Raw genomic sequence first — 14,497 nt, 5'->3', positions numbered from 1 at the left:
TCACATTGAACGAGGTAACACCATGGAATGGCTCTTCGACCCCACTATCTGGGCCGGTCTGCTCACGCTCGTTGTCCTGGAAATCGTCCTGGGCATCGACAACCTGATTTTCATCGCCATCCTGGCGGACAAACTCCCGCCGCACCAGCGCGACAAGGCGCGCCTGATCGGCCTGTCGCTGGCCATGCTGATGCGCCTGGGATTACTCACCATCGTCTCGTGGCTCGTCACGCTCACCACGCCGCTGTTTTCACTTGGCGCGTTTTCGTTCTCGGGGCGCGACCTGATCCTGCTGCTCGGCGGCGTCTTCCTCCTGTTCAAGGCCACCGTCGAACTGCATGAGCGCATGGAAGGCGTCACGCATCTGCAGACCCAGTCGCGGGTCTATGCCAGCTTCGGCGCCGTGGTCGCACAGATCGTCGTGCTCGACGCCGTGTTCTCGCTCGATGCGGTCATCACCGCCGTCGGCATGGTCGACAACCTGTACGTGATGATGGCGGCCGTGATCATTTCGATCGGCGTCATGATCCTGGCCTCGAAACCCCTGACGCGCTTCGTCAACGCGCATCCGACCGTCGTCGTGCTGTGCCTGAGCTTCTTGCTGATGATCGGCCTGTCGCTGATTGCCGAAGGCCTCGGCTTTCATATTCCGAAGGGTTATCTGTACGCCGCCATCGGTTTCTCGATCCTGATCGAAGCGCTGAACCAGTTCGCGCGCCGTAACTTCCTCAAGCAGGAAGCGCGCGTGCCGCTGCGCGACCGCACCGCCGATTCGGTGCTGCGCCTGATGGGCGGCAAGAAGCGGGCACACGACGAAGCTGCCGTCGAGACACAGGATGAGCCGGTCGCGGAGCCGGAAGCGTTCGGCGTGGAAGAACGCAATATGGTCAGCGGCGTGCTGGCGCTGGCCGACCGCTCGATCCGCTCGGTCATGACGCCGCGCTCGGAACTCACCTGGGTCAATCTCGACGACGATGCCGAGACCATCCTGCGCCAGTTGCAGGCCTCGCCGCACAGCCGCATGCCAGTCGCTCGCGGTCAGCTCGACAACCTGGCGGGGATCGCCCGCACCAAGGACCTGGTCAGCGAATTGATGTTGCAGGGGCGAGTCGACGAATCGAGCGATGGCGGCGTGGTGCGCGCCCCGATCCTGCTGCCCGATACCGCCGGTGTGCTGAAAGCCATGGACACGCTCAAGCGCGCGCATGGCCAACTGGTGCTGGTGACCGACGAATTCGGCATCGTGCAGGGCTTGCTCACGCCGGTGGACATCCTGGAGGCGATCGCCGGCGAATTCCCTGACGAGGACGAGCTACTGGCGATCCGACCGCAGGGGCCTGGCACCTGGGAAGCCGATGGCGCAGCCGACCTGCACCAGCTGCAGCAGGTGCTCGAGACCGACGCGCTGGTGGGGGACGAGGATTACACGTCGCTGGCCGGCTTGTTGCTCGCGCGTTTCGCGTCGATGCCCGAACCGGGCCAGGCCATCGAACTCGATGGCTGGCGTTATGAAGTGCTGGCGGTGCAGGATCGCCGTATCGCGAAGGTGGCGATTTCACGTGTGGATGACACGCCATCGACTGCGGCGCCGTAAGCCTTAAGGGCTGCCCGCCGCGCCTGGCACGCCGGGCGGCATCCCCAGGGTTTCAATCCTGGCGATGGTGGTGGCCGTGGGCAAACTGAATGTGAACGGGATGAACGAGGCCAGTGTCTGGTACGGCACCGGCTCGCAGGCAGCGTTCGCGCCGCCGGGCAGGCAGATGCGCACCCTGACCAGCTGGATGCAGTTTGCTGCGTTCGGATTGGACGTGCAGTTGATGCGGTTCTTTTGCGGACTCGCCGGCAGTTCGCCGATCGGTACCGGGTTCGCCGCCGCCGGAATATGCAGGTAGTCGATCTTGACATGGGCGTCGGAGACCGGATCGGCGAAGACCAGCGTGCCGGGCGTGTCGCGAAACACCGCCTGCATGCGCACGCGTGCCATCGCGGCCGCATTGGTGAAGTCGCTGTTGACGGCCAGCGCCGTGGCGCGCCGCGTCACCTCCTGCAGGATATTGCAGATGTAAAGCGCCCGGATGATGTCCACGATGCCGAAAAACAGCGTGAAGAAGATCAGCGCAACCAGGGCGAATTCTACGGCGGCGACGCCACGTTGCCGCTGTGGTGTTTGGCGGGTCATGTCACGTCCATCCCTCAGGGATACAAGACAATGCGGGTGCCCAGCGACTGCTCGCGCGCCAGTCCTGCAAATTCGCCGTACAAGGCGTTGGACTTCGCTTGGACGGTCATGAAGAATTTGCCGATGCCACGCACGGTGGCTTGACTGCCACTGACCGGGCAGGCGAGCAATGGCAAATGCAGGACGCGGCGGTTGGGAAAACTCTTGTTGTTCGCCGGGGCTGCCTTGAAGAAATCGGGCCCGGATGTCTGCGAGTAGGGGGTCGGTGTCGTGGCGCTGGTCGGGTAGGGCTTGCTCGCCGATGTGGTCGGTTGACCCGGCGTGTACAGCGTGCCCCACGCCGTGGTGTCGTAGGTGGGATAGCCGGCGGCCGGTTCCGGCGTGCCCAGGCTGGTGTACGACGCGTACGGAACTGCCCTCGCATACGACCAGAGCGGGCCGAATTGCACGGCCAGGGTGCCAGCGGGCGCGGCGTCGGGGCCGGCGACGGTCCACCTGCGCTCGGGCGTCTGCAGCAATGCGGCCGACTGCTGCGCCGGCGCCGCGCCCATCCACACCGAGCCGCCGTTGAAGGTATATTCCTTGGTATTGACGTCGGACGGCGCCGTACGGGCATCGCATGCGGTGGCGTTCGTCCCGTAGGTGCCGAAGCGCGAATTGAGTTGCTGGTAAAGCAGGTCGATGGGGAACGACGGCGACACCCTGACCGCGCCGCCCGAGAGGCGCGACATGGCGATCGTGCCGGTACAAACGAACGGCGCCAGGCTCGCCACATCGGTAATGGCCGTGGCCTGCGCAACGGGATTGACGATGTAGGTCTGGCCGGTGGCGGCGCCGGGCCGGTTCAGGTCCAGCAAGTTGTACCCCACGCCCCGGCGAAAGCCGAACTCCTCCAGCTCACCGTTGTGGTTGCGATGGGATTCGTCGCCCATTGCGCAGATGCCCAGTGGCGTGACCCGCAAGCCGGAACGACCGGCGATGGCGCGGGCGCTGGTAAAGGTATCGGCGGTGTCGGTGAAGGTCCGCAGGAACAGGGTGGCGACGCTGCCGTAGTCGCTGTCGAGCCCGGCCGTATCGAATTGCACGTACAGCAGGTCGTCAACGCTGGTCGCCGCCTCGCCGGCGGAGCGCCACGGGCCGGACGGGCTGCTGGCGAACTGCATGGCCGTATCCGACCAGGCCATTGTCTTTTTGCCATAGCTGTACGTGAACCTGTCGTTATGTACAGGAAAACGGCTCGAGGCAGTGGCCAGCGCCTTCGTGATGCCGGTCGCGGTGCCGTCAAGATCATGCGCGGCTGACAAGGCGATGGTGTCGGCGATGTTCTGGAGTTCCGTCTTGCGGTGAATGACCAGGGACAGGTCGACCGCCAGGGCGAGAAAGCCGCAGATGATGACCAGGGCAATGACAAACATCACGCTGATGACACCACGCTGATGACCGCGGCGCGCCTCATCCTGTCGGTGCAGCCCTTGAGGGGAAGCGTTACTGGGGCTCACCATGCAGGTCTCGACAAGATGCCCATCGCCATCTGAGCGATGCGAGGTCTCTTCAATCAGCGACATAGCGCATCGTCACTTTGCTGACGATCGTCAGGTTGGTCGTGCCCAGGTAATTCTCGGTGAGTGGCCCGAGCAGACGGTCTTGCAGCGGGATTTGAATGGCGGTGCTGATCTTCGTGGGGGCACCGGAAATGCAGCCCGCGCCATCGCATAAGAGCGTGACGTCGGCACCATCGGCGAATGCCACGACCTCGCCCAGTTCTTCTTGGGCGATCCAGCGCGCGATCGCGGGAACGCGCGCCTCGTTGAAGCCGCCACCGGGCGTGCGCAATTCTGCCTGGGTCGCGGTCGCAATGTAGCGGGTCGCATCGTGCGCCGCTTTTTGCCCCGCACTGTAATACCAGGCCACGCGCGCGATGTACAACGGCACGGAAACCAATAGCAGGAACAAGGGCAGGATCAGCGCCATCTCGAGCGCAACGCTGCCTGTCGCCGGCCTGCGAAATCCTTTGTCGTGCTGAGCCATGGCTGCCTCTCCCGTCGCGATCACCATTGCCGATAGTAAAGAACACTCCCGGCCAGGATTTGACGTGAGGCAACTATTCCGGCGGCCTGTACCACTGACGCCACGCCGCGCGACCGGCGCCAGCCGTCAAGGGCTGGCTTCAGGGAATGCCGGGCACGCCGACACGGATGGCGCGCGAAAAATCGCTGCCGTCGATGTCGGACTGGCGCGCGCGCACGTTGATATGCCCGCGCCGCTGCAGTTCCGCGTAGGGTACGCCCGGCGTCAACGCAGCCTGGTCGTACGCATATTCGGCGAAGTGGCCCGACGCCAGCAGCCGGTAGTCGAGCGGCAGGTCGGGCGCGATGCGGTGCGCCAGTTCGTACAGGATCGTCGTGCAGTTGCTGGTGAGGGTGTTGTAGAACTCGGGCTGGCGGCGCAGCGCCTCGGCGCGTTGCAGGTACTCCAGCAGCACCGCGCGCAGCTGTTCGGGCCGGGCGCGCAGGCGGTACAGGTAGACCTGTTCGCCGCGCGCATTGCTGCGCGTGCGAATCAGGTCGCGCTCGTCCGAGGCGATGATCACCTGCTCGAACTGGCGAAAGAAGCCGCCGATCGCCGAGAAGGTTTCGTGGCGCTCCTTGCGGATCTCGAGCGAGAACACCAGCTTCTTGCCATCCTTGAAGCCGAACGTCACCAGCGTGTGGGCGATATGGGGGCCCATCCAGTACGACAGGATCAGGTCAGCCGATTCGAGGCCGGCAAGGTCATATTCGCGTGTTTCCCAGCGCGGCGTGTAATCGAGCTCGGTGCGCCAGTCGAAGTTGCGCACGTTGCCCAGCACGAGGCGATTGCCGTCGATGCGCGAGACCAGCATCTTCGATACGTCGTCGGCCCATATGCGTTCGTGCGATGGCGCGAGCGAGAACCACCAGCCCAGCAGCACGGCGAGCGCCAGGCCCGCGGTGATCGTCGCTTTGGCGCCGGGCCACTTGCCCGGTCCGCGCGCGAGGGCAAGAACGGCGGCCAGGCCGATGATCGTCCAGAGCCCCACCGCAGCGTAAGCGCCCGGATGCGGCAACTGGAACCAGAGTGCCAACGCGCCCCATGCCGTGACCAGCAACGCGCACACGGCAAGGATGGCGCGGAAAATAACGCGTGAAGCCGGTCGGCTCATGATCATGGGGCACTTTCGGGAACGCTGCGGTGGTGCAGTGTAGCTGTTCAGTTTGGCAACAACAAGCGGGGCACGAGAGCGCACCCTGTAGAATGCCGCCTCCAGGGAGAACCAATGACGACGCCAGGCCTGACCATTTCGCGCATCCTGCATGCGGGCTACGTATTCGACTGCGATGGCACGACGATCGCGTTCGATACCATCTTCGAGAACCCGTTCAGCCGCAACTGCCATGCGTTTCCGGACGTGCGCTTCGATGTCGACGCGATCCGGCGCCAGCGCTTTGCCGCTGTCTTCATCTCGCATTTTCATGACGACCACTGCTCGCTCGACAGCCTCGATCTGCTCGACCGCGCGACACCCTTGTACATCTACTGCATCTTCGACGCGTTGTTCGACATGGTGCGCCAGCTGGGTTTCACAGATGTGCACCAGCTGCGCCTGAACGACCCGGTCACGGTCGGCCCGTTCACCGTCACCCCGCGCGAGGCGATGGACGTCGATGTCGATTCGATGTTCCAGGTGCAGGCGGCCGGGCGCAACGTGCTCAATGTGGTCGATTCGTGGATCGACGACGCGACGCAGGCGCAGCTCGTCGAGCTGGGACCGTGGGATATGGTGCTGTGGCCGTTCCAGACCATGCGCGAGATCGAGGTGCTCACGCCGTCGCGCGCTGCGGCCGCGCCGCCAGAGTTGCCAGCCGAGTGGATCGCCCAGTTGCAGGCGCTGCAGCCGCGCTACGTCGTGCCCAGTTCGTGCCAGTTCGTGCAAGAGCCGTGGTCGTGGTACAACCGCGCGTTCTTCCCGATCACGTATGCGCAGTTTGCGCGCGAGGTGGGCGCCGCGCTGCCGGCGGCGACGATCGTAAGGCTCAATCCTGGCACGTCGGTGCGGTTTGACGACGTGGCGCTGCAACCGGCGCCGCCGCTGGCGTGGATTGCGCCGGTGGGCGAGCAGGATGTCGACTATGCGTATGAAGGCAATGCGGCGCCGCCATCGACGGCCTCGATCGCCCGGCACTTTGCGGCCTTGACCGCGGTGCAGATGGCGCGCGTGATGGACTATTGTCGCGTGGCGCTGCCGGCCAAGTACAGCGAGGTCGAGGCCGCATCGAGCTACTTCGACGCGCCGCGCTACTGGCGCTTGTCGGTGTACGACCACCTGGGCCAGGCGAGTGTGTTCGATTATCTGCTCGACGGCGAAATGGCGACGCTCGTCGATGAACCCGGCGCGCCTGGCTGGACGACGGACATCCCGGCCGCCAAGCTGTATGGCGCACTGGAGCAGGGCGAGTCGCTCACCACGATGTACCTGCGCATCAACGACGCCCGCTTCGATGCCGATGCCGAACGTGATTTGCTGGACGTCGACGCCGTCGACGATCCGTTGATCCGCTGCCTGTTCAGCGATACCTTCGGCGCCTACCAGGCGGCGCAACTACGGCGCCTGCTTGCGCGCTGAGTCCCAGTTCTATTTACCCAACAGACGCAGCGACTGCTCCCAATCGTCTTCCCAGTCCAGCAGGAAGTCATGGGTCTTGAACGCGCGCCGTAACGGCCCAAGCGGCACGCGGTGGATGTCATGCAGGCCCAGGGCCAGCGTCACCGGATTCCACACCGCGTTGCGCTTCGATTTGCGCACGCTCGCCTTGACGCGCGCGCCGTCGTCGCCAAAGATGCCGATCGAATTGTCGAGCGCCGCGCCCAGGTCCATGCGCGCATTGGCGGCGAACGCTTCGATCACTTGCGCCTTGTCGATGCCGAAGGCCGATTCGGTCGGCGCCTTCGGTGCCGGCAGCGGCGCGCTCGCGGCGAGCAAGGCCGCCTTGGCTTCGCGTTCGAGCCTGGCCACCAGCTGCGTCAAGTCCTTCTTCTGGAAGCGCAGCGCGTCGAGCGGTCGCTTGAAACCCGGCGCCGGCAGGTGCGCGACGATTTTATAGGCGTCCTTGGTCATCGTGATCACGACGTCGTCGCTGCCGGCGATCAGGCGCGCGATATCGTCCTGGAAAAAGATCGGCGCCGCGTAACCGCCATTGGCGTCGCCGAACAACTCGGTATGGGCCGGGTCGTAATCGAGCCAGACATACGGCGTGACCGCATGTTCGAGCAGGCGCGCCAGGGTCCAGGGCGAGGCGGTCTGTTGCTCGAGCCAGGTGCAGGCTTCAAGGGTGGTGGCGCGGTAGGGCAGGTCGGTGGCGGTCATTCAGGGTATCGAAAATTCGGCAGGACCCCATTGTAGAGCATGCCCCTATCCGGCTTGGGGCTCAGCGGCCTTCGCGTCCCGTGTCATCGGCGTCCGGCGGTTCGGACCCGCGCGCGGTCGGCAAGTGCCAGCCGTAGCGGATCGCGGCCAAGCGCAAGCCGAAGCACAGCGCGGCGCCGACGCAGGCTGTCGGCGTCGTGGGCAGTTGCAGGGCGTCGCCGATGACCACGACCGACGCGCCGGCCAGCGCCGCGACGGCATAGATATCCGAACGAAAAACGGCCGGCACGTTCGACAGCAGCACGTCGCGTGCGACGCCACCGCCGATGCCGGTGAGCATGCCGAGCAGCGCGGCCATCACCGGTTCCAGGCCGAACACCAATGCCTTTTGCGCGCCGGCCACGCAAAACAGCGCCAGCCCGGCGCCGTCGAAGATCAGCACCGGATTGCGCAGGCGGTTGATGACCGGATGCCAGAAGAAGATCGTCACGCCGGCCAGCAGCGACACGCCGAGATAGCGCCAGTCCGAGAACGCAGCCGGCGGCGTGGCCCCGATCAACAGGTCGCGCACGATGCCGCCCGACGTGGCGGCCACGAACGACAGCACCAGCACGCCGAACAGGTCGAGCTGGCGCCGCACACCGGCGGTGGCGCCAGACAGCGCAAAGACGAAGGTGCCCACCAGGTCGAGCGTGAGCACCAGCGTTTTCATGGCGGCGCCCATGTCGAGCGCAAGAACGGCAAACACGTGAATCGATCCTCGGGATGCTGGCGCGCGCGGCGCCGAAGGGGTCGATTCTAGCGCACGAGCGGTCTTTATTCGCGGATGAACGCCAGCAGGCCGGCGTTGACCTGATCCTTGTGGGCGCCCATCATGCCCTGCCGCGAGCAGGACTGGATCAGGCCTGTGCGCCCTGGCGTGGCGAATCGCCGCTGGCATGCACTGGCGACATGCACTAGGCTGGTATGCAGGCGACCGTCATCGGGACGGCTGCATTTCCTGGGAGATATCACATGAGTACATCAGAGCAGCGGGCCACGCCCACGACGGCCGGCGGGCAAAAAGAAGGCGCGACGGCAGGCCAGGCGCACGATGAAGACGCACTCGACGAGGCGCTCGACGAATCGTTCCCGGCGAGCGATCCGGTGGCCGTCAGTATCAGCACCTCGCATGCCGACCAGAAGAAAAGCGACACCCGCACCTAGCCAGTGGATATTGCCGACCTTATTTGGTGATGCGCAGGATCGCCGAGGCCAGGCGCGAGAAGCAGGGGGTGAGGTCGGCGTCGGTCGCGGCGTAGCAGTACATGCCAACGCGCTCGTCGGGTTTCTGGCAACGAGCAGGCGCGTCGACGGTGTTGGCCATGCATTTCAATACCATTTCACCCGTGTCGCCGTCGTTTTCATTGCGTTCCTTGAGCGCCGCGCCCATGCCCAGGGTAAACACGTAGATCCCTTCGTCGCGTGCCTTCGCGGCCACGCTTTCGGCAAGGTTTCGCGCCGCCATTTCTATATTGCGCGAATAGTTATTGGTGAAGTCAGCCGTCACCGAACGCGGGGTTCTGGTCACGATTGGAAATTCCCGAACTTTGGTATCAAACGCCGATTTCCAGTCTGCATCGTGGGCATTGTAGTAGTCAGGCAGCGTGCGCGCAGCGTAGGCATTGTTGCGGAAGACGCGACAAGCCTCCTTCGGGACCTCGTTTCGGCTTTCGTCCAGCTTGCTCAGGCCAAATTTCCCATGTGCCTTGTCCATCGTCCCGGCGTCGCGACAATCCAGCGTATTGTTAAATTTGAGATAGGTGCCAAACGCCGTTGGCGCGCCGTCTGAAAAGAACACGATGACGCGCATCGTCGACCGGTTGGCCAGGGGAACGTCGTTTAATTGATCGCGCGCATTCCACATGCCCTCCACCGAGGCGGTCCCGCCGATGAACGTGTATCCACTGATATTGTTGTTCATCGATGTCCGGTTAAACCCTCGGAGCGTCGGATTGATCGGGTTGTCGACTTCCGCGCCGGAGGCGAAGTGAATCAGCGCCACACGGTCCTGGGTCACATTGAACTTGCTCAGGAAGCTTTTTGCCGAGCTGCGCACCGCAGACGCCGACCCGAGCAGTGATTCAGAGGTATCGACCACGAACGCAATATCCAGATCGTTACGAACAGTCTGCGCCGCCGCCACCGGCATCAGCGACGTGAAATTCATGATCTGCATGATCGACACCGGCATCGGCGCCTCTGCCCTGACGTCGATCGTGGCCTGGCCGCCGTTGAAGGTCACGGTGGTGCTGGTGATCCTGGGCGACGACAGCAGATAATTGCTCGGGATATTGGCCGCAAAAAAGTCGGCGGCGGCGGCGCGCGCGCTGGCGATCTGCTCGGTCTGGTTATTGCCGTTCGTGACCGCACGTCCACCGGCCAGCGCGGCCGAGTCCACCGCCGCATTCAAGCGCGCCTTGACCAGATACGCCAAACCGGCATCGACGCACAGGCCCACCACGGCAAGCAGCACGAGCATCGACACGGCCACCATGATGGCGACCGCGCCGTGCTGACGGTGAAGATTCGGATTCATATCAGAACACACTCATGGAATACAGGTCGGGCCCGAACGTGGGCAGGGTGTTGGCGCCAGTAGTAAATCCACTGACCAGCATGTCGAAGCGATAGAAGGTCTCGACCACGAAGATGACTTCACCGTTGTCGAGCCTGCCGTTCATGATCGTCGTCGCCGGACGCGCGGCGCTGTTGATGCTGGTGCACTTGCCAGTACCGCTCCAGGCGCTGCAGCCATACACCTTGCTGGTTGGCGCATAGGCGCTCTTGCGGAAACCCTGGTTACGCTCGGCATCGTCCCAGCGGTACTGGTCGAGCACGACACTGCGCGAAACGCCATTGGTTTCCACGCCCATCACGCGCGTGATGTACATCATACCGAGCTGGTTCACGTTCAGCGGCGGGGCGCTGGCCATCAGCGCATTGATGGTGTCCTGACTGCCGTCGTCGAGATCGACGCCGCTGCGCGACAGGATGTTCGCGCCTTCGCGCGAGATATTGGTAATGATGATATTGGCCTGCAATGCGCGCGCGCCGTCGATGGCGCACAGCAGCAAGACCACGAGCATCGGCAGCAGCAGGGCCAGCTCGACGGCGGCAACACCGCGCTGGCGGCGCGCCACTTGGGGTATTGACATGAACCGCATCAGAAATACTCGTTGCGCATGGTGGCCCCAACGGCGAAGCGGTTCTGGCCGTTGGTAAAGAATGGCGACAGCAACGGCGTCGTCATCGGCCAGGCGCAGTCAAGCTGCAACACGATCATTTCGCCGGCGCCGCCGAACATGGCGTTGCTGTAACCCGTGCTCGCATAACTCTTGCCATTGACCGACACGGCGCAGTTCATGCGATCGTACATGCCGAGAGAATTGTCACGAATCTTCGCAATGACAGTGGCGAAACGCTGCTGCGTGCCGGTCCCGGTTTCATTGGCGCGACCGGTAATGGCGAAGCGCGCACCCTCCCGTACTGCATACTGCATGGTGAGCGTGGCAAAGAACATCATGCTCAACTCGATAATCGAGACGAGTACCAGAATGAACACCGGTGCGATAATCGCCATCTCGACGAGTGTGGCGCCAGATTGACGTCGGGGTATCTTGATCATCGTATTCAGGCAACTTTGAGGGGATTCGGTCGTCGTATGCGGTAAGCTTGATGGATTCTACAGGGCAATAATCACACTCTGTAACCGTTTTAACGAGGAGTCAACGCCTTTGTCGGCGCGGAACAACATGAGTTGGTACCACAACATCTTTCCCGATATCCGTCGTTTGATCGCAGCCGCCCGGCGCACGCCTGGTGCTGTTGCCCCGTCTGCCGCCGCGCCCGAAGCCGAAGCCTGGATGGTGTTCGGCATGCGCGTGCTGCTGGCCATCTCGGCCCTGCTCACCCTGTACATCGGCCCCGGCGGTGTGGTCGCGTCCAGCCCGTGGACCTGGATCGTATTCGCCGGCTACGTGCTGCACAGCCTCACATTGCTCGTGATCGCCGGCTACCGGGCCGGCTTCTGGCACGGGCCCAGCGTGTACTGGATCGACATCGTCTGGTACGGGCTGATCGTGTATGCCACCGGCGGCGGCGCCAGTCCGTTCTTCTCGTTCTTCCTGTTCGCGATCCTGGCCACGTCGTTTCGTCACGGCTTTGACGCCGGCGCCAAGCTCACGCTCGGCGCGGTGGGCATCGTGACCGTGTCGGTGCTGGCGGTGCAGGGTTTTCATTCGATCCACATCCTGCTGCTGCGCGCCACCTTCCTGCTCGCGCTCGGCTACATGATCGCGTTCTGGGGCGGCCTGGCGGTCGATCAGCGCCGGCGCCTGGCGCTGCTGCGCGACGTCAGCCGTCTGTCCAATCCACGCTTCGGCGTGCAGCACACGCTCGATTCGCTGATGGAGAAGATTCTGCGCTACTACGGCGCAGGCCATTGCACCTTGCTCATGCAGGACAGCCACGAGCGCTGGATCCTCAACACCGCCCACCATCCCAAGACCGGCCGCGCGATCAGCCGCAGCCGGCCCGCCGCCGAGGACGTGCAGCCGCTGCTGGCCCTCGAGTCCGGTGCGATTCTGTACCGCAGCCCCGGCGCCGGCCTGTTGCGGCTGTTGCCGGGCGGTGTGTGCGCGGTGCGCCTGGCAACCGGCGCGAAAGAGTGGCGCAAGACCGACATGGATGCGTGCGGCCATGTGGCCGACCTGCTCGATACCGACGGCTTCGTCAGCGCGTCGCTGCCGCTGCGCAAGGGCAGTGGCCGCATCGTCGTCACCGGCAGCCGCATGCGTCGTGGCGATGCGACGTTCCTGAAGCACATCGTGCAGCAGGCGTTCCCCGTCATCGAAACGATCGACCTTCTCGACAAGCTGGCGTCCGAAGCGGCGTTTCGCGAACGCCAGACCATCGCGCGCGACCTGCACGACAGCACGATCCAGCCGTATATCGGCCTGCGCCATGCGGTGGCGGCGATCCGCAACGGCGCCGGCGAAGGCAGCGCGGTGGCGCCCGAGCTCGACCACCTGCTGGCGATGTGCTCGGACGTGATCGGCGACATGCGCGACTTTGCCCAGCGTTTTCGCAGTGGGCGCCAGGAAGAGCCGGAGCTGCTGGTGGCGCTGCGCCGCCAGCTGCGGCAGGTGCAGACCTTCTACGGCCTTGACGTCATGCTCGAAGTGCAGGGCGAGGGCGTGAAGAATGACCGCATGGCGGCCGAGGTGTTCCAGATCGTGACCGAAGGCATCAGCAATATCTGCAAGCACACGCGGGCACGTACGGCCGGCGTCGTGATCGAGGACGAAGACGGCCAGCTGGCGATCGACATCTTCAACCCGGTGTCCGATGGCGGCCTGGCCCCGAAACCGTTCGTGCCGCGCTCGATTGCCGAGCGGGTGGGGGCGGTGGGCGGCACGCTCGACGTCGAAGCCGACAATCGCCAGACCCTGCTGCGCATCCGCATCCCGGTCTAGCGAGTTTGGAAACAACGTAATGGAGGAACCATGACCATCCGCATCCTGCTCGTGGATGACCACAAGACCATGCTGTGGGGACTCGAGCGCCTGATCCAGGCCGAGGGCCCGTCATTCACGCTGGTCGGCACGGCCAGCGACGGTATCGAGGCGACTGCCCTGTGCGCCGAGCTGCGCCCCGACATCGTGCTGCTCGACCTGGACCTGAAAGGCAGCAGCTCCATCGACTTCTTGCCCGCGCTGGTGGCCAACGGCACCACGCGCGTCGTGATCCTGAGCGCGAACCGCGACCAGGGCACGCTGGCCGCCGCCGTCAAAGCCGGCGCGCGCGGCGTGGTGAGCAAGGAAGCACCGACCGACGACGTGCTGCTGGCCGTGCGCAAGGTGCATGGCGGCGAGCTGTGGCTTGACCAGTCGCTGATGCAGGCGCTGCTGGGCCAGCTGGTGGCGCCGGCGCCCAAGGCCGACCCGGAAAGCCAGCGCATCGGCACGCTGACGGCGCGCGAACGCGATGTCATCGGCATGATCGTGCAGGGCAAGGGCGCCCTGAACAAGGAACTGGCCGAGCGCGCGTTCATCTCCGAACGCACCCTGCGCAATCACCTCACCACCATCTACCAGAAGCTGGACGTGGCCAATCGGCTCGAGCTGTACGTCTACGCGACCAAGCACGGCCTTTCCTGAGGCCAGGTTGCACGTCGACTCGGCCTGTGGCTGGGTCGGCTGACTGGAAAGGGCCTCCGCGGCCCTCGATAGCACCATTACCCCAAAGACCGTCGTTCCAGCGAAGGCTGGAACGACGGTTTCAAGGTCAACATTGGTACCGCACCTAACTCCCAGCAAGACCACTCCTACACCGCACCCAGGACAAATGTCCTGGACCGCCACGGCACAACGTACCCTTCAAAAAGGTAGTTTTGACGGATGGCAACAAAGTTCGGGGTCCGTAAGATTCAACTCATGCGCTGCGTATCGTGACATGCGGTACGGCGGCAAGCGAACAGGAGCGAACGGTGCACGACAGAGAAGACAACCCGGAACAGCAGTATGAACGCAGTGGTAATCCGGCAATGTCGTATGTCGTTCTCTCGGTTCTGCTCGCAGTCGTCTGCTTCATCGCGGCAATGGCTGCATGGACGAGCGCATAAAGCCAACCTGCTAATTACTTATTTTTGACCCCTGAAAGGATTCACCATGAACTTCATCAAAAACCTGATCAAAGAAGAAGACGGCGTTACCGCAATCGAGTACGCACTGATCGCATCGCTGATCGCTGGTGTCATCATCACCGCCGTGACTCTGCTGGGTGGCAACATCAGCACGCTGTTCACGAACCTGGCAAACAAGATCAAGCAACCGTAATCAACGTACCGGCCGCCTCGCGGCGGTCCCGATCCGGCACGGGCAATCCCGCTGCCG

The 14,497-nt window shown here is 63.9% G+C and carries 15 protein-coding genes; 6 read left to right on the top strand and 9 right to left on the bottom strand.

Annotation, left to right across the window (positions count from 1 at the left end):
• The first annotated feature begins 22 nt into the window (after nt 1-22).
• Nucleotides 23-1,594 (top strand): TerC family protein, encoded by a 1,572-nt coding sequence (locus AB2N08_RS02760; RefSeq protein WP_367609076.1) that lies wholly within the window; start codon nt 23-25, stop codon nt 1,592-1,594.
• Nucleotides 1,595-1,597: 3 nt separating this feature from the next.
• On the opposite strand, the gene AB2N08_RS02755 is transcribed toward AB2N08_RS02760, so the two are convergent.
• The 4 genes from AB2N08_RS02755 to AB2N08_RS02740 all read right to left on the bottom strand — a co-directional run bounded on the left by AB2N08_RS02755 (nt 1,598) and on the right by AB2N08_RS02740 (nt 5,366).
• Nucleotides 1,598-2,179: a TadE/TadG family type IV pilus assembly protein gene (locus tag AB2N08_RS02755; protein ID WP_367609075.1), complete on the bottom strand. Its 582-nt coding sequence runs from the start codon at nt 2,177-2,179 to the stop codon at nt 1,598-1,600.
• A gap of 14 nt (nt 2,180-2,193) precedes the next feature.
• Nucleotides 2,194-3,681 carry a pilus assembly protein TadG-related protein gene (locus AB2N08_RS02750; protein ID WP_367609074.1) on the bottom strand — a complete coding sequence of 496 codons (1,488 nt, stop codon included), beginning with the start codon at nt 3,679-3,681 and terminating at the stop codon, nt 2,194-2,196.
• A gap of 49 nt (nt 3,682-3,730) precedes the next feature.
• Nucleotides 3,731-4,234 carry a TadE/TadG family type IV pilus assembly protein gene (locus AB2N08_RS02745; protein ID WP_367609073.1) on the bottom strand — a complete coding sequence of 168 codons (504 nt, stop codon included), beginning with the start codon at nt 4,232-4,234 and terminating at the stop codon, nt 3,731-3,733.
• 112 nt (nt 4,235-4,346) lie between these two features.
• Complete coding sequence (locus AB2N08_RS02740; RefSeq protein ID WP_367609072.1) at nt 4,347-5,366, bottom strand: Lnb N-terminal periplasmic domain-containing protein; 1,020 nt, start codon at nt 5,364-5,366, stop codon at nt 4,347-4,349.
• Between the two features lie 108 nt (nt 5,367-5,474).
• Here AB2N08_RS02740 and AB2N08_RS02735 point away from each other — a divergent pair, with 108 nt between their 5' ends.
• A complete protein-coding gene (locus AB2N08_RS02735; RefSeq protein ID WP_367609071.1) occupies nt 5,475-6,821 on the top strand; it encodes an MBL fold metallo-hydrolase in 1,347 nt (448 codons plus the stop codon).
• A 9-nt stretch (nt 6,822-6,830) separates the two neighbouring features.
• Here the strand turns inward: AB2N08_RS02735 and AB2N08_RS02730 are convergent, their stop codons facing one another.
• The gene (locus tag AB2N08_RS02730) at nt 6,831-7,562 is read right to left on the bottom strand and encodes a hypothetical protein (RefSeq protein ID WP_367609070.1); all 732 of its coding nucleotides are present in this window, start codon (nt 7,560-7,562) and stop codon (nt 6,831-6,833) included.
• Between the two features lie 61 nt (nt 7,563-7,623).
• On the bottom strand, nt 7,624-8,310 hold the full coding sequence (locus AB2N08_RS02725; protein ID WP_367609069.1) for a trimeric intracellular cation channel family protein: 687 nt from the start codon (nt 8,308-8,310) through the stop codon (nt 7,624-7,626).
• A gap of 266 nt (nt 8,311-8,576) precedes the next feature.
• Between AB2N08_RS02725 and AB2N08_RS02720 the strand changes: the two genes are divergently transcribed.
• Complete coding sequence (locus AB2N08_RS02720; protein ID WP_367609068.1) at nt 8,577-8,768, top strand: hypothetical protein; 192 nt, start codon at nt 8,577-8,579, stop codon at nt 8,766-8,768.
• Nucleotides 8,769-8,787: 19 nt separating this feature from the next.
• Here the strand turns inward: AB2N08_RS02720 and AB2N08_RS02715 are convergent, their stop codons facing one another.
• The 3 genes from AB2N08_RS02715 to AB2N08_RS02705 are packed head-to-tail and all read right to left on the bottom strand — an operon-like array spanning nt 8,788 to nt 11,229.
• Entirely contained in the window at nt 8,788-10,140 is a 1,353-nt protein-coding gene (locus AB2N08_RS02715; protein ID WP_367609067.1) for a TadE/TadG family type IV pilus assembly protein, read from the bottom strand.
• A 1-nt stretch (nt 10,141) separates the two neighbouring features.
• The gene (locus tag AB2N08_RS02710) at nt 10,142-10,759 is read right to left on the bottom strand and encodes a TadE/TadG family type IV pilus assembly protein (protein ID WP_367609066.1); all 618 of its coding nucleotides are present in this window, start codon (nt 10,757-10,759) and stop codon (nt 10,142-10,144) included.
• 8 nt (nt 10,760-10,767) lie between these two features.
• The gene (locus AB2N08_RS02705; RefSeq protein WP_367609065.1) at nt 10,768-11,229 is read right to left on the bottom strand and encodes a TadE/TadG family type IV pilus assembly protein; all 462 of its coding nucleotides are present in this window, start codon (nt 11,227-11,229) and stop codon (nt 10,768-10,770) included.
• 127 nt (nt 11,230-11,356) lie between these two features.
• Here AB2N08_RS02705 and AB2N08_RS02700 point away from each other — a divergent pair, with 127 nt between their 5' ends.
• The 3 genes from AB2N08_RS02700 to AB2N08_RS02690 all read left to right on the top strand — a co-directional run bounded on the left by AB2N08_RS02700 (nt 11,357) and on the right by AB2N08_RS02690 (nt 14,440).
• Nucleotides 11,357-13,078, top strand: coding sequence for a sensor histidine kinase (locus AB2N08_RS02700; RefSeq protein ID WP_367609064.1), 1,722 nt, complete (start codon nt 11,357-11,359; stop codon nt 13,076-13,078).
• A 30-nt stretch (nt 13,079-13,108) separates the two neighbouring features.
• Nucleotides 13,109-13,762 (top strand): response regulator, encoded by a 654-nt coding sequence (locus tag AB2N08_RS02695; RefSeq protein ID WP_367609063.1) that lies wholly within the window; start codon nt 13,109-13,111, stop codon nt 13,760-13,762.
• Nucleotides 13,763-14,272: 510 nt separating this feature from the next.
• Nucleotides 14,273-14,440 carry a Flp family type IVb pilin gene (locus tag AB2N08_RS02690; protein ID WP_367609062.1) on the top strand — a complete coding sequence of 56 codons (168 nt, stop codon included), beginning with the start codon at nt 14,273-14,275 and terminating at the stop codon, nt 14,438-14,440.
• Nucleotides 14,441-14,497 lie beyond the last annotated feature (57 nt).

The sequence above is a fragment of the Massilia aurea genome (genome assembly GCF_040790145.1).
Taxonomy (GTDB): Bacteria; Pseudomonadota; Gammaproteobacteria; order Burkholderiales; family Burkholderiaceae_D; genus Telluria; species Telluria aurea_C.
Note: the sequence above shows the minus strand (reverse complement) of the source record. Positions and strands in the feature narration are given on the sequence as shown.